This is a genomic window from Photobacterium aquae (genome assembly GCF_001029445.1).
Lineage (GTDB): Bacteria > Pseudomonadota > Gammaproteobacteria > Enterobacterales > Vibrionaceae > Photobacterium > Photobacterium aquae.
In genome coordinates this window covers 52054-69632 of record NZ_LDOT01000012.1, presented here as the reverse complement: position 1 = coordinate 69632, position 17579 = coordinate 52054, and the positions used below count along the sequence as shown (strand labels likewise).

The 17579-nt window shown below is 51.7% G+C and carries 16 protein-coding genes; 15 read left to right on the top strand and 1 reads right to left on the bottom strand.

Annotated features, from left to right (window positions below; translation table 11 throughout):
- The 6 genes from fliM to fliR all read left to right on the top strand — a co-directional run bounded on the left by fliM (window position 1) and on the right by fliR (window position 3798).
- Window positions 1-1056, top strand: coding sequence for a flagellar motor switch protein FliM (fliM, locus tag ABT56_RS10045; RefSeq protein WP_047878732.1), 1056 nt, complete (start codon window positions 1-3; stop codon window positions 1054-1056).
- Window positions 1056-1445, top strand: a complete 390-nt coding sequence (fliN, locus tag ABT56_RS10040) for a flagellar motor switch protein FliN (RefSeq protein ID WP_047878731.1) — start codon at window positions 1056-1058, stop codon at window positions 1443-1445. Before fliM ends, fliN begins: the two co-directional genes overlap by 1 nt.
- 9 nt (window positions 1446-1454) lie before the next feature.
- On the top strand, window positions 1455-1868 hold the full coding sequence (fliO, locus tag ABT56_RS10035) for a flagellar biosynthetic protein FliO (protein WP_047878730.1): 414 nt from the start codon (window positions 1455-1457) through the stop codon (window positions 1866-1868).
- Between the two features lie 82 nt (window positions 1869-1950).
- Window positions 1951-2739, top strand: coding sequence for a flagellar type III secretion system pore protein FliP (gene fliP / locus ABT56_RS10030; RefSeq protein ID WP_047878906.1), 789 nt, complete (start codon window positions 1951-1953; stop codon window positions 2737-2739).
- Entirely contained in the window at window positions 2736-3005 is a 270-nt protein-coding gene (gene fliQ, locus ABT56_RS10025; protein WP_047878729.1) for a flagellar biosynthesis protein FliQ, read from the top strand. The genes fliP and fliQ overlap by 4 nt, the downstream gene beginning before the upstream one ends.
- A gap of 10 nt (window positions 3006-3015) precedes the next feature.
- A complete protein-coding gene (gene fliR / locus ABT56_RS10020) occupies window positions 3016-3798 on the top strand; it encodes a flagellar biosynthetic protein FliR (RefSeq protein WP_047878728.1) in 783 nt (260 codons plus the stop codon).
- 91 nt (window positions 3799-3889) lie between these two features.
- Here fliR and ABT56_RS10015 read toward each other — a convergent pair whose 3' ends face one another.
- The gene (locus tag ABT56_RS10015) at window positions 3890-5500 is read right to left on the bottom strand and encodes a methyl-accepting chemotaxis protein (RefSeq protein ID WP_047878727.1); all 1611 of its coding nucleotides are present in this window, start codon (window positions 5498-5500) and stop codon (window positions 3890-3892) included.
- 343 nt (window positions 5501-5843) lie between these two features.
- On the opposite strand from ABT56_RS10015, the gene flhB reads away from it, so the two are divergent.
- The 9 genes from flhB to ABT56_RS09970 all read left to right on the top strand — a co-directional run bounded on the left by flhB (window position 5844) and on the right by ABT56_RS09970 (window position 17578).
- The gene (gene flhB, locus ABT56_RS10010; RefSeq protein ID WP_047878726.1) at window positions 5844-6974 is read left to right on the top strand and encodes a flagellar biosynthesis protein FlhB; all 1131 of its coding nucleotides are present in this window, start codon (window positions 5844-5846) and stop codon (window positions 6972-6974) included.
- 189 nt (window positions 6975-7163) lie between these two features.
- The gene (flhA, locus tag ABT56_RS10005; protein ID WP_047878725.1) at window positions 7164-9263 is read left to right on the top strand and encodes a flagellar biosynthesis protein FlhA; all 2100 of its coding nucleotides are present in this window, start codon (window positions 7164-7166) and stop codon (window positions 9261-9263) included.
- A gap of 93 nt (window positions 9264-9356) precedes the next feature.
- Complete coding sequence (flhF, locus tag ABT56_RS10000) at window positions 9357-11030, top strand: flagellar biosynthesis GTPase FlhF (RefSeq protein ID WP_047878724.1); 1674 nt, start codon at window positions 9357-9359, stop codon at window positions 11028-11030.
- Window positions 11023-11910 carry a MinD/ParA family protein gene (locus ABT56_RS09995; RefSeq protein WP_047878905.1) on the top strand — a complete coding sequence of 296 codons (888 nt, stop codon included), beginning with the start codon at window positions 11023-11025 and terminating at the stop codon, window positions 11908-11910. The genes flhF and ABT56_RS09995 overlap by 8 nt, the downstream gene beginning before the upstream one ends.
- Window positions 11903-12622, top strand: coding sequence for an RNA polymerase sigma factor FliA (locus ABT56_RS09990; RefSeq protein WP_047878723.1), 720 nt, complete (start codon window positions 11903-11905; stop codon window positions 12620-12622). The genes ABT56_RS09995 and ABT56_RS09990 overlap by 8 nt, the downstream gene beginning before the upstream one ends.
- A 53-nt stretch (window positions 12623-12675) precedes the next feature.
- On the top strand, window positions 12676-13047 hold the full coding sequence (cheY, locus tag ABT56_RS09985) for a chemotaxis response regulator CheY (RefSeq protein ID WP_047878904.1): 372 nt from the start codon (window positions 12676-12678) through the stop codon (window positions 13045-13047).
- A 29-nt stretch (window positions 13048-13076) separates the two neighbouring features.
- Window positions 13077-13796: a protein phosphatase CheZ gene (locus tag ABT56_RS09980; RefSeq protein ID WP_047878722.1), complete on the top strand. Its 720-nt coding sequence runs from the start codon at window positions 13077-13079 to the stop codon at window positions 13794-13796.
- A 9-nt stretch (window positions 13797-13805) separates the two neighbouring features.
- The gene (locus ABT56_RS09975) at window positions 13806-16193 is read left to right on the top strand and encodes a chemotaxis protein CheA (RefSeq protein ID WP_047878721.1); all 2388 of its coding nucleotides are present in this window, start codon (window positions 13806-13808) and stop codon (window positions 16191-16193) included.
- 206 nt (window positions 16194-16399) lie between these two features.
- Window positions 16400-17578, top strand: coding sequence for a protein-glutamate methylesterase/protein-glutamine glutaminase (locus ABT56_RS09970; RefSeq protein WP_047878720.1), 1179 nt, complete (start codon window positions 16400-16402; stop codon window positions 17576-17578).
- Window position 17579 lies beyond the last annotated feature (1 nt).

Below are 17579 nucleotides of genomic sequence, written 5' to 3'. Positions count from 1 at the left end.
GTGAGTGATTTATTAACCCAGGATGAAATTGATGCTCTGCTTCATGGAGTCGATGATGTCGATGACAATGATAGTGGTGGAGAGTCGGGGGTAATTTCGTTTGATTTTTCCTCGCAGGACCGAATTGTTCGCGGACGAATGCCCACCCTCGAGCTGATCAATGAACGCTTTGCCCGCCATATGCGAATTAGCCTGTTCAATCTGCTCAGGAAAACGGCCGAAGTCTCGATTAACGGCGTCCAGATGATTAAGTTCGGTGAGTACCAAAACTCGCTGTACGTACCTACCAGTCTTAACATGGTGCGCTTTCGTCCTCTGAAGGGAACGGGGCTGATCACGATGGAAGCTCGGTTGGTATTCATTCTGGTGGAGAACTTTTTCGGCGGTGATGGCCGCTTCCATGCCAAGATCGAAGGCCGGGAATTCACCCCGACCGAACGACGCATCATCCAGATGCTGCTCAAGTTGATATTTGAAGATTACCGCGAGGCTTGGTCACCGGTGATGGGGGTTGAATTTGAGTACTTGGACTCAGAAGTAAACCCGACAATGGCGAATATTGTCAGCCCGACGGAAGTCATCGTGGTCAGTTCGTTCCATATCGAGCTCGATGGTGGTGGTGGTGATTTCCATATGGTGATGCCTTATTCGATGGTGGAGCCGATCCGCGAACTGCTTGATGCCGGTGTTCAGAGTGACAAGATGGATACCGATGTCCGTTGGAGCAAGGCGCTACGCGATGAGATCATGGATGTACCGGTTAACCTGCGGGCCAAGTTGCTTGATGTGGATTTGACTTTACGTGACTTGATGGAGCTTCAAGCCGGCGATGTGATCCCGATTGATCTCCCTGAGTCGGCAACGGTTTTTGTCGAGGATTTGCCAACGTATCGAGCCAAGATGGGCCGTGCTGGTGACAATGTTGCCTTGAAGATTATTGAAAAAATGAAACGCCCTGATTTGGTTAAGAGCGACTTGTCGTTCCTTGACCGCGATGAGCTCAGCTCAGCGCTGCTCAATGCCAATCGGGATAGTTATGAAGAGAGTAGAACATAATGCAAAACGATCAAAAATCGGCTGATGATTGGGCAACGGCCCTTACTGAGCAAACTAACGATGAAGGCGCTCAGCCTGCTCCCCTTGAGGAGTTGATCGATGATGCTTCGCCAATCGGTGACGATGAGCGACGCAAGCTTGATACGATTTTGGATATTCCGGTGACGATCTCGATGGAGGTCGGCCGTACCCAGATCAGTATTCGTAACCTGCTGCAATTGAACCAAGGTTCGGTGGTTGAGCTTGACCGTTTGGCCGGTGAGTCTCTGGATGTATTGGTCAACGGTACCTTGATCGCCCACGGTGAAGTGGTCGTGGTCAACGATAAGTTCGGTATTCGTTTGACTGATGTGATCAGTCAAACTGAACGTATTAAGAAACTGCGCTAAGGAGCGGGGATGAAGACCTTGGCGTTAGCGCTGCTGGCAACGCTTGCGATGCCGGCAGCTGCCGGAACCACAACCACAGCCGTCACCAATGCACCTGATTTGAACATAGCCACATCGGTGGCCTCTTTGATGCTGGTGTTGGTGATTATTGTGGTGTTGGCATGGCTGCTAAAGCGGATGCGATTACCGGGTGTTCAGGGCGGGCCTGGCGGCCTCAAGATCCTGCGCCAGATTGCGGTTGGCCAGCGTGAGCGGATCGTTCTGCTGCAGGTCGGCGAGGAGCAGATGGTGGTGGGGATCACCCAGCACAATATTTCGTTGCTGAGTAAACTCGATACCCCGTTGCAGCCTGATGAGACTGAGGGGGGGAATGATTTTGCCGCCCATCTGGGCAAGCTGATGGGCAAACATGGCAAACAATAATATGGCGGTTGTAGGTGTACCGGCAGGCTGGCAGGTGCGTGTCAATCAATGGGTGGCAGTAGCGGTTTTGTTGCTGGCATTTATGTTTGTCGCGCCCAATAGCGCAATGGCGTCAGGTGATCTCTCTCAGAGTGTAACACTCAAAGAGATGCAGAACGAAGCGGGCTCGACCCAGATGAGTCTCACCAAGGGGGGCGGCGGTATCCCGGCGTTCTCGGTGACGGTCAACAAGGATGGTAGCGAAGACTACTCGGTTTCCTTGCAAATTCTGGCGATGATGACCGCGCTCGGCTTTTTGCCGGCGATGGTCATTCTGATGACCTCTTTTACCCGGATTGTAGTGGTGATGTCGATCCTGCGACAGGCAATGGGTTTACAGCAGACACCATCGAATCAGGTCATCATCGGCATCGCCTTGTTTCTGACCTTTTATATTATGTCGCCGGTGATCGACCAGATTAACGCCAAAGCTATTCAGCCGTATATCAATGAGCAGATCACAGCCGGTGCGGCACTTGAAGCGGCTCAGGATCCATTGCGGCAGTTTATGCTCAAGCAGACCCGGGTCAAGGATCTTGAAACCTTTGTCAATATGTCTGGTTCGACGGCGACGGATCCGCAACAGGTTCCGATGACAGTGCTCGTTCCTGCATTTGTGACTTCCGAGCTGAAAACGGCATTCCAGATCGGCTTTATGTTATTTCTGCCGTTTTTGATTATCGATTTGGTAGTTGCGTCGGTACTGATGGCGATGGGTATGATGATGCTGTCGCCGATGATTGTTTCGTTGCCGTTCAAGCTGATGTTGTTCGTGCTGGTTGATGGTTGGAACCTGATCTTGTCGACCCTTGCAGGGAGCTTTGGGACATGACCCCAGAAGCGTTTGTAGAAATTTTCCAAGAAGCCCTTTATATGGTGCTGATTATGGTTTGCGCCATTATCGTGCCGGGCTTGCTGATCGGGTTGGTGGTCGCGGTCTTTCAGGCGGCGACCTCAATCAACGAACAGACCCTCAGCTTTTTGCCTCGTTTGATTGTAACCTTGTTGGCGCTGATGTTTTTCGGCCACTTGATGACCCAGATGTTGATGGATTACTTCTTCCGAATTATCGAGCGCATTCCGCAGATCCTGTATTGAGCATGCCCGGATGAATTTCAGCTCTGCCTTGTTACTTGACTGGATCGCCATTTTTTTCTGGCCGTTGACCCGCATCTCCTCGATGATGATGGTCATGACCTTCTTCGGTGACCGATTTGTCTCGCCGAAATTGCGTTTGTACTTGGCGGTGGCGATCACGTTTGCCGTAATGCCGGTGCTGCCGAAGGTGCCGCAAGAGATTGCCCTGCTGTCTTTTCAGGGATTCTTGACCGTGGGGCAGCAGGTAATCATCGGTGTGGCGATGGGTTTTGTTACCCAGTTTGTCAGCCAAGTGTTTGTCTTGGTTGGTCAGATCTTGGGGATGCAGTCTAGTATCGGTTTTGCCTCGATGATCGATCCGGCCAATGGTCAGAATACGCCAGTATTGGGCCAGTTCTATATGATGCTGTCAGTGATGTTGTTTTTGGCATCTGACGGTCATTTGGCCCTGCTTCAGATGGTAGTGATGAGTTTTCAGACGTTGCCGATCGGCAAGGCGATGCTTCAGCCCCAGCATTTCTATGAGTTGGCCGGCTGGTTCGGGATTATGTTTAAGCTCAGTCTTAATATTTCACTGGCGGGTATTATTGCTCTACTGACGGTTAACCTCTCTTTCGGGGTTATGACCCGTGCAGCCCCGCAGTTGAACATATTCTCGCTGGGCTTTTCGTTTGCCCTGCTGCTTGGTTTTGTGATCAGCTGGTTTCTGGTGGCCGGTATCTTGCCTCAGTATGAGAATGCCTGGACGCTGGGCGTTGGGCAAATTTGCAGTTTGATTGGGGTGGACTGCTAACCGGATGATATTTAACGGAATACCGCAAGCATCATCAAAACGGGGAAGCATCAGCTTCCCCGTTCGTTTATATATTTACTATCAATTGAGATTAATTGAGTTTGAAGCGGCTGATTAGCTGATCTAAGTCGGTGACCTTTTGCTCTAGCTGGGTAACGGCGCTGTCGCTGTCTTTGCTGAGATCAAGGGAACGGCTGGCAATATCGTTAATGAAGGTGATATCGGTGGCAATTTCTCGGGTCACGGCAGATTGCTCTTCGGTTGCGGTGGCGATGGTATTGATCATGCCCTGAACCTGGCTGGTGCTGGTGACAATTTGCTCGAGGGCGGCAACCGCGCCATGGCTCTCGTTGACGCCATTTTCCACTTGCTGGCAGCTGTCTGAGGTATAGCTGACCGCTTCGGCCATCCCGGTTTGAATCGTTTGGATGATCCCGGCGACTTCTTGGGTTGCCTTGGTTGTGCGTTCGGCCAGCGCCCTGACTTCATCGGCAACGACGGCAAAGCCACGGCCGAATTCTCCGGCTCGGGCTGCTTCGATGGCGGCATTGAGGGCCAGCAGGTTAGTTTGCGCGGCGATATCCTCGATAACTCGGATCACGCTGCCAATTTTTTCGCTGTTGGCATCAAGCTGTTCGATATTGGTGGACATTGCCTGCATCTGGACAGACACGCGTTGGATGCTATCGACCATAGTGACAATGGTGCTCCGGCCATCGACGGCTGCCAGTTCGGACTGCTGGGCATGTTCGGCCGTGGTGTGCGTTTGCTCTGCGACCTCAGTAATGGTCAGTGTTAGCTCTTCTGAGGCCGTCGCGATCAGGTTGGCTTTTTCAGCTTGCTGTGCTGTACCTTCGACGATATGGCGGCTGGCCTCGGTCAAGGTTGTCGTGGTTGATTGAATATCGTTTGATACCGAGGCGATCGCACTGATAAGGCTGACCAATGAGTTCTGCATTTGGGAAATAGAATTCCCTAGCGTGGTTAACTCATCGTTTCCGCTTATTGTTAGTGGCGGTAGTGACGGATTACCCGCGGCGACTTGTTGCGCAATGTGGTTGAGGCTTTCTAAGCGGCTAGTGATTGAGCGTGCCAGTAAGTAAGCGATCAAGCAGCCTGTACTGAAGGCGAATAATGTCATCCAGAGCATAGTTTGCTCAATGGTTTCTAGAGAGTCAGCGAGAAAGTTTAGGCCCTGTTCAGCTTCCTTTCGTTCTGCACTTGTGGCTATGTCGAGCTCGTTTTCTAGTTCGATAAGTGTCTTTTTTTCAATGTGTTTTAGTTGGATAAATAATTGTGCTGAAGGGGTTATGTTTAACGCTGGTACTATTTTTTGTTCAAATTGGGTTGTGAATTCGATGAAGTATTGTTTGATTCTCTCTAGTCGGCGCGCATCTGTAGGATTGCTTTTTTCTAGAGGTTGTAGCAAGTCGTAGGCGTCAAGAAACTGCGCTTTATTTTGCTCGTAACTAGTAAGAGCATTGTTATAGCCGCTGATACTCAGTAGAGCATCACGGTGAATATCTCCTGCGTCATCGATGAGCGATGTGTAAAGTTGAAGCCCTGGGGTATCATCGAGCCTTACTTCATTGGCGATTCGGTGTGAGTGATAAACTTCATATGCACTGATGATAACGGTGAGTACCATAATCATCAATACGCTGAGAAAGCCAGCGTAAAGTTTGTGTTTTACCGAGTGCATAGTATGTATTGCCTGTCGTTTAGATAATGCGAGAGGCGATGATATCGATACAGTAAACAAATTGCTTAATGGGAATTGTGTAACATAGTGTTTTTTTTATTGTATTAGTGACAGCAAAGGATTGCTCTCAGAAGAACGCATCATACGATGTGTCATGAATAGCTCAAATCAATCCCTTTGGAAATGTTAAGGGGCTGTATTGTATTTGTTGGCGGTATTTTCTTTGCTACGAACTTAAAAGACAGGTATCGGTAATGCGCCTAAATAGCGTTGAATAGCCGTATCTTGTGGATATAATAGCGCCAACGAATAGGGTAGTCGGTAAAAGCCGAACTGAGAGATTATGTCGGACAGTGACGGGCAGGAACGTACCGAAGAAGCCACGCCCCGAAGGCTTGAGCAGGCGCGGGAAAAGGGGCAAGTACCGCGCTCAAGAGAATTAGCTTCAGCGGCCGTATTGGTGGCCGGCGCCGTGAGCCTGATGTGGTTCGGGGAATCGCTGGCTACCAGTATGGCTCAAATGATGACCAAGTTGTTTTCCCTGTCACGGGAGGATGTGTTTGACCTTAATCGACTGTTCGCGGCGATGGGGGCGGCTGTCTGGCATGTGATTGGACCGTTATTTATTGTGCTGGCCTTTTTGTTCATCGCTGCAACGCTGGGGGCGATTGGGCTTGGCGGCGTGCAGTTTTCGACAGAGGCTGCAATGCCGAAGATGTCGAAGCTCAGTCCGCTCAATGGCCTCAAGCGGATGGTTGGTAAGCAGAGCTTGGTTGAGTTGGTTAAATCGATTCTTAAAGTGTCATTGGTCTGTGGTGTGGCATTTATTTTGTTGCGTGCCAGCCTCACGGATCTGTTTCAGCTTACTGTAGAGGTTTATCCTCAGAATATTTTCCATGCGCTCGATATATTATTGCGCTTTGTTTTGCTCATTTGTTGTTCTTTATTGGTTGTTGTGGCGATCGATGTACCATATCAAATGTGGTCGCACAGTCAGCAATTAAAAATGACCAAGCAGGAAATCAAAGACGAATATAAAGATAGTGAAGGTAAACCCGAGGTCAAAGGCCGGATCAGGATGCTTCAGCGTGAAATGGCTCAGCGCCGGATGATGGCCGATGTGCCTACCGCCGATGTTGTTGTGACAAACCCTGAGCACTTCTCGGTGGCTTTGCGTTATGATCCTGAAATTGATTCCGCACCTGTTGTTGTTGCTAAGGGAACGGACTTCATGGCGCTGAAAATACGTGAAATAGCCAATGAGCACAGTATTGATATTGTGCAGGCACCACCGCTAGCCCGTGCTATTTACCATACGACGGAGATTGAACAGCAAGTGCCCGACGCGCTGTTTACTGCCGTTGCGCAGGTGTTGGCTTATATTTTCCAATTGAAGCAGTACCGTAAGGGCCAAGGGCGCAAGCCTGTCCTATCTAAGGACGCGAACAAGATCCCAACAGGCTACCAGTATTAATCTCTTTTCTGGATAGCGAGCCGTCAAAATATTGACGATATTTTCTCGAAAGACTTATTGGGAATATTTTTATCAATAAGTAGGTGGTTAATTGACCTAAACACTCACTTTCGAATTGGGTTTATTTCTTTTTAAACATATGCCGTTAGAATAGCGGCTTGAATAACGCTAAGCACCAAGCAGTATTAAATGAAACTTTCAGTTCCTTTTGCCGATAAGCTCCCGCTTTCTCGCCTGCAGTCGATGCCTGCCATTGGCGCCCCTGTCATCGTTCTTTCAGCATTGGCAATGGTGGTATTGCCAATGCCACCGGTGCTGCTTGATATGGCGTTCTCTTTCAATATCGCACTCGCGCTCGTGGTATTGTTGGTGACGGTATATACCCGCCGCCCACTCGACTTTGCCGCATTCCCGACCGTGCTGCTGATTTCGACCTTGCTCCGCCTTGCGCTGAACGTTGCGTCGACGCGAGTCGTTCTGCTATACGGCCATGAAGGGCCGGGGGCCGCCGGTCAGGTGATTGATGCGTTCGGTTCAGTGGTAATTGGCGGTAACTATGCCGTCGGTCTGGTTGTCTTCCTTATCTTGATGATCATTAACTTCATGGTTGTTACCAAAGGTGCCGGCCGTATTTCTGAAGTGAGCGCCCGTTTTACCCTTGATGCCTTGCCGGGTAAGCAGATGGCGATTGATGCCGATTTGAATGCCGGTTTGATTGACCAAGAGCAGGCGCGTACCCGCCGTGGCGAAGTGACCAAGGAAGCTGACTTCTACGGTTCGATGGACGGTGCCTCGAAGTTCGTAAAAGGTGATGCCATTGCCGGTATCCTGATCCTGTTTATCAACATCATCGGTGGTTTGGTGATCGGTATTGGTCAGCATGGTCTTGGTTTTGGCGAAGCGTTGCAGATTTATAGCCTGTTGACCATCGGTGACGGTCTGGTTGCTCAGATCCCTTCATTGTTGTTGTCAATTGCCGCTGCGATGTTGGTGACTCGTCAAAATACCGACGAAGACATGGGCCAGCAGATGATATTCCAGATGTTCAACAACCCGCAGGCGTTGGTGATCACCGGGGTGATTTTGTTTGTCATGGGTATCGTACCGGGTATGCCGCATATCCCGTTCCTGTTGCTAGCCGCACTGATCGGCGCGGGGGCGTACTGGCGAATCAAGAAAGCCGAACAGCTCGCCAAAGCCGAAGCTGAGGCGCCAGCGACCGAATTGGCCGTGCAGCCCGCCCAAAAAGAACTGTCGTGGGAGGATGTCCAGCCGGTGGATACCATCGGTCTTGAAGTGGGCTACCGTTTGATCCCTATGGTGGACAAAGAGCAGGGCGGTGAACTGCTTGAACGCGTCAAGGGTGTCCGTAAGAAGCTGTCACAAGACTTTGGCTTCTTGATCCCACCAGTTCATATCCGCGATAACTTAGAGCTGCCGCCGAACACTTACCGTATCAGCCTGATGGGGGTCGCGTGCGGTGAAGCCCATATCCATCCGAATATGGAACTGGCCATTAACCCGGGCCAGGTATTTGGCAGCATTGATGGTGAAGTGACCTTGGATCCGGCCTTCGGCCTGGAAGCGGTGTGGATCACTCAGTCTCAGCGAGAGCATGCTCAGGCACTGGGTTATACCGTGGTTGACTCGGCGACCGTACTGGCAACCCACTTGAGCCAAATCCTGACCAACTGTGCCGCTCAATTGATTGGCCATGAAGAGGTTCAGAACCTGCTTGAATTGTTGGGCCAGAGTACGCCTAAGCTGGTGGAAGGGTTTGTGCCTGATCAGATGCCGCTGGGTGTGGTGGTGAAGGTGCTGCAGAACCTGCTTCATGAAGAGATCCCAATCCGAGATATCCGCACTATTGTCCAGACATTGTCCGAGTACTCCACTAAGAGTCAAGATCCTGACATTTTGACGGCTGCCGTACGTATTAGCTTGAAACGACTTATCTGCCAAGAAATCAATGGTATAGAGCCAGAATTGCCGGTTATCACACTTGTCCCAGAGTTGGAACAAATTTTGCATAAAACCATGCAGTCATCCGGTGGTGAATCCACTGGTATTGAACCTGGTCTTGCAGAACGTCTACAGCGCTCATTGACCGAAGCCACCCAGCAGCAAGAGCTCAAGGGTGAGCCTGCTGTCCTGTTGACATCAGGCATGTTGCGCTCGACGCTGGCCAAGTTCGTCAAGAACACAATCCCTTCGCTGCGGGTACTCTCTTATCAGGAGATACCGGATGAGAAGCAGATTCGTATTGTTCACGCCGTCGGTAACCAATAACCCGTAGTGCCTGTGATAAACGGGACAATCGCAAGCTGGTACAGGCCAGCCGTGCTAGTGCGCACCGTTGCGTGATAAGTCGAGATTACAACTTTGAAGATTAAACGATTTTTTGCAAAGGATATGCGAGCCGCCTTGAGCCAAGTGAAGGAAGAGCTCGGGGCTGACGCGGTTATCATGTCAAACAAGAAGGTCAATGGCGGCGTCGAGATTGTTGCTGCCGTTGATGCCGAAGCGCCTAGCTTATCGTCGCCAGCGTCCTCCTCAAACCGACAGGGGCTGGCAGAAAGCCTAGGGCAAGCCAAACGAAAATTGGCTGACGATAAGGTGCAGCTGCAACAAAGTGGCGGTCGTTTTGCCAATGTACTAAACCGCTTTGCCCGTAATGACAGTGCCGACGCTGGCACAGAGGCTGAAAGTGAAGCTGACTCACTGTCGGCCTTGCTCAAGCGGCAGTCCCAGCACCGCGATCAGCCCGCGCGCCATCAGGAGATGTCTCGTCTTGCCGACCATCATGGGCAGGAGCGCGGTAATGAACGCCAGTCGCGGGGGTATGAGCCTCGTGATAGCCGTTATGACGACCATGAGGGTTGGGCTGGCAAGCCCCAGCAGCCGTCGCGTCAAGGCTATAACTCACCACGTAGTCAACGGGGCTCTCACGGCACGGATTCAGGGGACTATCGCTATTCATCAGCGCAACCGGAAATGAATAGCCGCTATGATGAGTACTCAGCTTCCGCTGCGGCAGAAACTAGCCGTGGCAGCCAGTTTGGCGGTAACCGCCTTGATCCGTCGCGCTATGATGCCAATTCGGCTAGTCAGAACTTTGATGAAATAGCCTCTATGCGTCATGAGCTGGTATCGCTTCGCCGCCTGCTTGAACATCAGGTATCAGGCTTGATGTGGCAAGAGGTCGAACGTCGTGAGCCGATGCGGGCGATGATGATCAAACGCTTGGAGAAAATGGGCTTGTCGCCGGAACTTGCGGATCAGCTAGCTTGTTATATCCCGGAAGATGTTCCTGCCAATGAGGCATGGCCGGCACTGCTTGACCTTCTCGCTGACCAGTTAGTGATCAGCGACGACAGTATTTTGAAGCTCGGTGGTGTCGTTGCACTGCTGGGGCCGACCGGTGTCGGCAAAACGACGACGATTGCCAAGTTGGCCGCCCGTGCCGCGATGGAGTTTGGTCCGGAGCAAATTGCCTTGGTCACCACGGACACTTTCCGTATCGGTGCCCACGAACAATTGGCCACATATGGTCGAATTATGGGCTGTCCGGTCCGCGTTGCTAAAGATGCAGAGGAACTGGCCGATATTCTACATCAGTTGCGCCATCGTCGGTTGATTTTGCTTGATACGGCCGGGATGGGGCAGCGCGACATTCGATTGTCGGTACAGCTTGATACTTTGATGCAAAACAGCGGGTCGAAAATTCGCAGCTTTTTGGTTCTCCCTGCCACGGCACAGCGTCGGGTGCTTCAAGAAACTATTGAACATTTTCGCCGTATCCCGTTATCGGGCTGTGTGCTGACCAAACTGGATGAGTCACTCAGTCTTGGCGAGGTGATTTGTGCTGCAATCCAGCATGCGTTACCGGTCGCCTATTTGGCTGATGGGCAGCGGGTGCCGGAAGACATCAAGGTTGCGACAGGGAATTACCTTGTTGCCCGGGCTAATGAACTACTAGAACAAGAGTTAAGTGAGCAGTCCCATTTCTGGGCTAGCGATAGCTCTGATGATCAAGCCGCAGATTTTTATGATTGAGAACAGCATGTATGATCAAGCTAGCGGCCTGCGCCGTATGACACAGCTAACCTCTACCAAGGTGATCACGGTTACTGGCGGCAAGGGAGGCGTGGGAAAAACCAATGTTGCTCTAAATATGGCAATTGCCATGGCGCGTGAGGGAAAACGTGTAATGGTGCTTGATGCCGATCTTGGTCTTGCTAATGTCGATGTGATGCTGGGCCTGCGTGTAGGGCGAAATTTATCGCATGTTCTGGCCGGTATGTGCGATCTCAAAGACATCGTGGTCGAAGGGCCGCATGGGGTGAAAATCATCCCCGCGTCATCGGGCACCCAAGGTATGGCTGAGCTCACATCGGCTCAGCATATGGGGTTGATCCGCGCTTTCAGCAACCTTGAGGACGATATCGATGTGTTGCTGGTTGATACTGCGGCCGGTATTTCCGATATGGTGTTGAGCTTTTCGCGTGCAGCTCAAGATGTACTGGTGGTGGTGTGCGACGAGCCGACGTCAATCACCGATGCCTATGCGATGATCAAGATTCTCAGCCGCGAATATGATGTACAGCGCTTTAAGATTGTTGCCAATATGGTGCGCAGCTATCGTGAAGGTCGCGATTTATTTGCCAAGTTGACTCGGGTAACCGAGCGCTTTTTGAATGCCAATCTTGAATTGGTAGCCTGTATCCCTCTTGACGATCGTGTTCGTCAGGCGGTGAAGTGCCAGCGGGTAGTTGTGGATGCTTTCCCACGCAGTCCCGCATCGTTGGCGATGACATCGCTGGCTAACAAGGCCTGTTCTTGGCCTGTGCCGCAAAACCCGAGTGGACATCTGGAATTTTTTGTCGAGCGTCTACTGGTAAAACGAACAGCAAAAGAGGTAGTGGCCTGTGAATAAGGCGTTGGCATATGGATATCAACCGAGCCCGCAAGCCTTTATTGAGCGTTATTCCTCGTTGGTGAAGCGGATAGCCCACCACCTAATGGCACGTTTGCCACCAAACGTGCTGCTAGAAGATTTGATTCAGGCCGGGATGATCGGCCTGCTTGAAGCCCAGCAGAATTATGATCCGAGCAAAGGGGCCAGTTTTGAAACCTTTGCCGGGATCCGGATTCGTGGCGCGATGCTTGATGATATCCGGCGCGGCGATTGGGTGCCGCGCTCTGTATACAAGAACAGCCGCCGGATCACCGAAGCACTGGCGATATTGGAAGGCCAACTGGGGCGAGATCCTAATGATCAGGAGATCGCCGAGTATCTTGAAATGACGCTCGACCAGTATTATCAGGTCCTCAATGATGTCAATTGTGGGAGGTTGATCGGCATAGATGATATCGGAGTTTCCGAAGATGCAGTGGCAAATGAGGAATCTCTCGAAGAAAATCTTCCATTTCAGGGGGTTGTAGATGATAATTTTCGCCATTCGCTGGCGGAGGCCATCAAAACCTTACCTGAGCGGGAAGCTTTGGTCTTGTCTCTTTATTACGACGAAGAGTTGAATCTTAAAGAGATCGGGGCCGTTATTGGGGTAAGTGAATCCCGGATTTGCCAGATACATAGTCAGGCGATGCAACGATTGCGGTCCAAGCTCAAAGCGTGGACTGTGTGATAACCATTAAACAAAACACTGCGACCTCAGTGGAGGCAACTTTGAACAAAAACATGAGAATCCTGATTGTCGATGACTTCTCGACAATGCGCCGTATTGTTAAGAACTTGCTGCGTGACTTGGGTTTCAACAATACCCACGAGGCGGATGACGGATTGACGGCATTACCATTGCTGAAAAAAGGTGATTTTGATTTCGTCGTGACTGACTGGAACATGCCAGGCATGCAAGGTATCGATCTGCTTAAGTACATCCGTGCCGATGCGGAGCTTCGTCATCTACCTGTTCTGATGATTACTGCAGAAGCCAAGCGTGAGCAGATCATTGAAGCTGCGCAGGCTGGCGTAAACGGTTATATCGTTAAGCCATTTACTGCTGCAACGTTGAAAGAGAAGCTGGATAAGATTTTCGAACGTATGCAGTAAGACTGCCGGGCATAAGGATAATAACAACAATGATTACACTTGATCAGGCAAAGCAGCTTGTCAGCATGCTAGAGGAAGGCAATCAGGATGATGCCAATGCCATGCTGAATCGTCTAGTGTCCGATAACCGTGATCCGGTACTTGCAGAAGTCGGCAAGTTAACTCGCCAGCTTCATGATTCGCTGGTTGATTTCCGCCTTGATCCACGTATTTGTGATATTGCAAAAACAGAGATCCCCGATGCCCGTGACCGTCTAAGTTTCGTGATTGATAAAACGGAAGCGGCGGCCAATAAAACAATGGATGCGGTTGATAGTATTCAACCGCTGGCCGAACAATTGGGCGAGACATTAGAACAGGTTCATCCACGTTGGCAGCGCCTGATGGGTGGGCAAATCGCACTTGAGGAATTCAAGTCGCTTTGCCATGACATCGAGGGACTGCTCACTCAGGTCGAGAGTGACAGTACCGTGTTGCGTAGCCAGTTGACAGAAATACTCATGGCACAGGATTTCCAGGACTTGACCGGGCAGATTATCCGCCGGGTTATTGAACTGGTTCACGAAGTGGAAGATCAATTAGTCGAAATCCTCAAGGCATTTGGCATGGAGCAGGAAGACCGTACAGAGCTGTTGCGAGAGCAACGCGTACTGTCGCCGGAAGGTCCAATCGTCAATAGCGAAGTTCGTGAGGATGTGATGTCAACTCAAGATGACGTTGATGACTTGTTGTCGAGCTTAGGATTTTAGGGGAATGTTATGAGCTTTGATTTAGACGAAGATATCCTGCAGGACTTTTTGATCGAAGCCGGGGAAATTCTGGAGTTGCTGTCTGAGCAGTTAGTAGAGCTTGAACGCAGCCCAGAGAACGCGGATTTGCTAAATGCAATATTTCGTGGGTTCCATACGGTAAAAGGCGGTGCGGGTTTCCTTTCGCTGACCGAATTGGTTGAGGCCTGTCACGGCGCAGAAAACATTTTCGACCTACTTCGCACAGGTAAGCGCAGTGTGACACCTGAGTTGATGGATGTGATCCTCGAAGCATTGGATACCATCAACGTGATGTTTGGTCAGGTACAGGATCGCGAGCCAGTCGAGGCGGCGGATCCAGCGTTGCTTGATGCCTTGCATCGTTTCAGCCAGCCACCGACAGCGGAAGAATTGGCGCAATCAGCACCGGTTGTTGAAGCTGCTGCTCCTGTGGTAGACGTTCCGGCGCCTGTCGCTGTGGAGATGCCGCCAGCCGCTCCGGAAGTGGTATCGAATGATGCCCCTGCCGTTATGGATGAGCAGGCTCAGCATGCGATTGCCGGTGATTCCGTGGATGACATCACTCAGGATGAATTCGAACGTCTACTTGATGAGCTTCATGGCATGGGCAAGGGGCCATCAGCCGAGTCTGATGCCGCGATCGAACCTGCACTGGGTGCAGCTGCTTCGGTAATGCCATCGCAGGGTAGTGCTTCTGGCGATATTATCAGCCAAATCCAAACTGAAAGCGGTGATATTACCGATGATGAATTTGAGCGCTTGCTCGATGAATTGCACGGTACAGGTAAAGCTCCGGGCGCGGATGACTCAGTGATCCCTGCGGCTTCGGCAACAGTGACTGACACTGTTAAGCCTCAATCGCCAGTTGTTTCAAACCCAGTGTCAGCTGCAGCATCAGGTGATGATGACCTGATGACTGATGACGAGTTTGAACGCCTGCTTGACGAATTGCATGGTGCTGGTAAAGGGCCTGCGGCTGAAGAGCTGGAAATGGCCACCATGACGGTTGCCGAGATGATCGGCAACGACAGTGCCGATGCCCAGCTTGATAGCCTAGTGGCTGACTTGGCCGCGGCTGCATCTCAAGAGCCGGCGGTTGAGCCGATTGAAATTCCGCCATCAATGATGGCAGCTGTGGCGCAGGCTACAGCGCAAGCAGCACCGGAACGTCGTGCCAAGCCTGCAGCAGGTAAGGAGAGGGCGAAGGCCGGTGATGCAACAGTCCGTGTTGATACCTCTACGCTCGATACCATCATGAACATGGTCGGTGAGCTGGTATTGGTGCGTAACCGCCTAGTCAGCCTTGGTCTGAACAGCAACGATGAAGAAATGTCGAAGGCTGTCTCCAACCTTGACGTGGTGACTGCTGACTTGCAGGGCGCGGTGATGAAGACCCGGATGCAGCCAATCAAGAAAGTATTCGGCCGCTTCCCTCGCGTGGTACGCGATCTTGCCCGTAGCCTGAAAAAAGACATCGTGCTGGAATTGCGCGGTGAGGAAACCGATCTCGACAAGAACCTGGTAGAGGCTCTGGCCGATCCATTGGTTCACTTGGTGCGAAACTCGGTTGACCACGGTATTGAAATGCCTGAGGTGCGCGAAAAAGCCGGTAAACCGCGAGTAGGTACCGTTCTGCTTTCCGCCTCACAGGAAGGTGACCATATCCTGTTGACTATCGAAGATGATGGCGGCGGTATGGACCCAGACAAACTGCGCTCGATTGCGGTTGAGCGTGGGGTGATGGATACCGATGCGGCATCGCGCCTGACGGATACCGAGTGCTATAACTTGATCTTTGCCCCTGGCTTCTCGACCAAGAAAGAGATCTCCGATATTTCGGGTCGCGGCGTTGGCATGGACGTGGTGAAAACCGGTATCAGCCAGCTTAACGGTTCGATTTCTATCGATTCCGCACTAGGTAAAGGTACTCGGATTGACATCAAGGTACCGTTGACGCTTGCTATCTTGCCAACCCTGATGGTGGGCGTGGCCAAGCAGCCATTCGCTTTGCCGTTGGCGAGTGTGAATGAGATTTTCCACCTTGACCTGCGCAAGACCAATTTGGTTGACGGTCAGTTGACCATTATCGTGCGCGACAAGGCCATTCCGCTGTTCTATCTCCAGGACTGGCTATGCGGTGTTGGCTTGCCAAAACGCGAGCGAGACCATGGCCACGTAGTGATTGTTCAGATTGGCCACCAGCGTATTGGTTTTGTGGTTGATACCTTGATTGGTCAGGAAGAAGTGGTAATCAAGCCGCTGGACGAATTGCTGCAGGGCACCCCGGGCATGGCGGGTGCGACGATCACCAGCGATGGTCATATCGCCCTTATCCTAGATGTGCCTAACTTGCTTAAGCACTATGCCGGGCGCTAAGGCCTGCTGAGTGTCGGATCCGATCGGATCTGGCGCGTTATGCCCAGGCGCTTAGCCTTCTGCTAGTCAACCTGCCAGAATACCGGCAGGTTGGCTAGGCATTCATAGAAAAGCGTCTTTGTCGTTTATTCTCAGCTTATAGTTGCAACCCGACGTACTTGATATCAGCAAGGCGTGCGGGTGTTAGAAACGGGATACAATTCAACATGGCAGTAAAAGTATTAGTCGTTGATGATTCGAGCTTTTTCCGTCGTCGCGTCAGCGAAATCCTCAGTGCGGACCCTCGCCTTGAAGTGATTGGCAATGCGGTAAACGGGAAAGAAGCGGTTGCGATGGCGCAACAGCTGCAGCCTGATGTCATTACTATGGACGTTGAAATGCCGGTCATGGATGGTATTACCGCAGTACGTGAAATCATGCAGTCAAACCCGACGCCGATCCTGATGTTCTCGTCGCTGACCCATGACGGTGCCCGTGCGACCCTTGATGCACTGGATGCCGGGGCACTGGATTTTCTGCCGAAAAAATTTGAAGACATTGCCCGCAACCGCGAAGAGGCAGTGTCATTGCTACAAAAGCGAGTTAGTGAACTGGCCCGCAAACGCATTTTCATGCGTCGCAATATCCGTCCTGCGGCGGCTCCAGTATCATCTGGCTCTGCATCTGAAGCCTTACGCGCTGCTAACCAGCGTGCACAGGCTAGCACAGCAGCACCTGCCGCCTCGGCGATGCGCCAGCCGGCTCGCCCTGCTGCTGCACCTACACCAGCAGCGGCCCGCCCGGCTTTGCGCTTCAAGGCCACGGGCAAGAAATACCAACTGGTGGCGATCGGTACTTCAACCGGCGGTCCGGTTGCGCTGCAAAAGATTCTGACAAAGCTGCCGGCCAATTTCCCTTATCCGATTGTTCTTATCCAGCATATGCCGGCGACGTTCACCGCTGCCTTTGCCGCACGCCTTAACAACCTGTGTAAGATTGGTGTTAAGGAAGCTGAAGACGGTGATACCCTGAAGCCGGGTATGGCCTATTTGGCTCCGGGCGGTATGCAGATGATGGTTGATGGACGTCCGGGCGCCGCTAGGCTGCGGGTTATCGACGGCGGTGAGCGTATGAACTACAAGCCGTGTGTTGATGTTACGTTTGGCTCTGCCGCCAAGGTCTATCAGGACAAAGTATTGTCGATGGTATTGACCGGTATGGGGGCTGACGGTCGTGAAGGGGCGCGTATGCTTAAGAGCAGCGGCTCGACGATCTGGGCCCAGGACGAAGACAGCTGTGTGGTATATGGTATGCCACAGGCGGTTGCCAAGGCGGGGATTTCAACCGAAGATTTGCCACTGGACAGAATTGCCGAGCGGATCCTGGTTGAGGTTGGCTTGGCCTAAA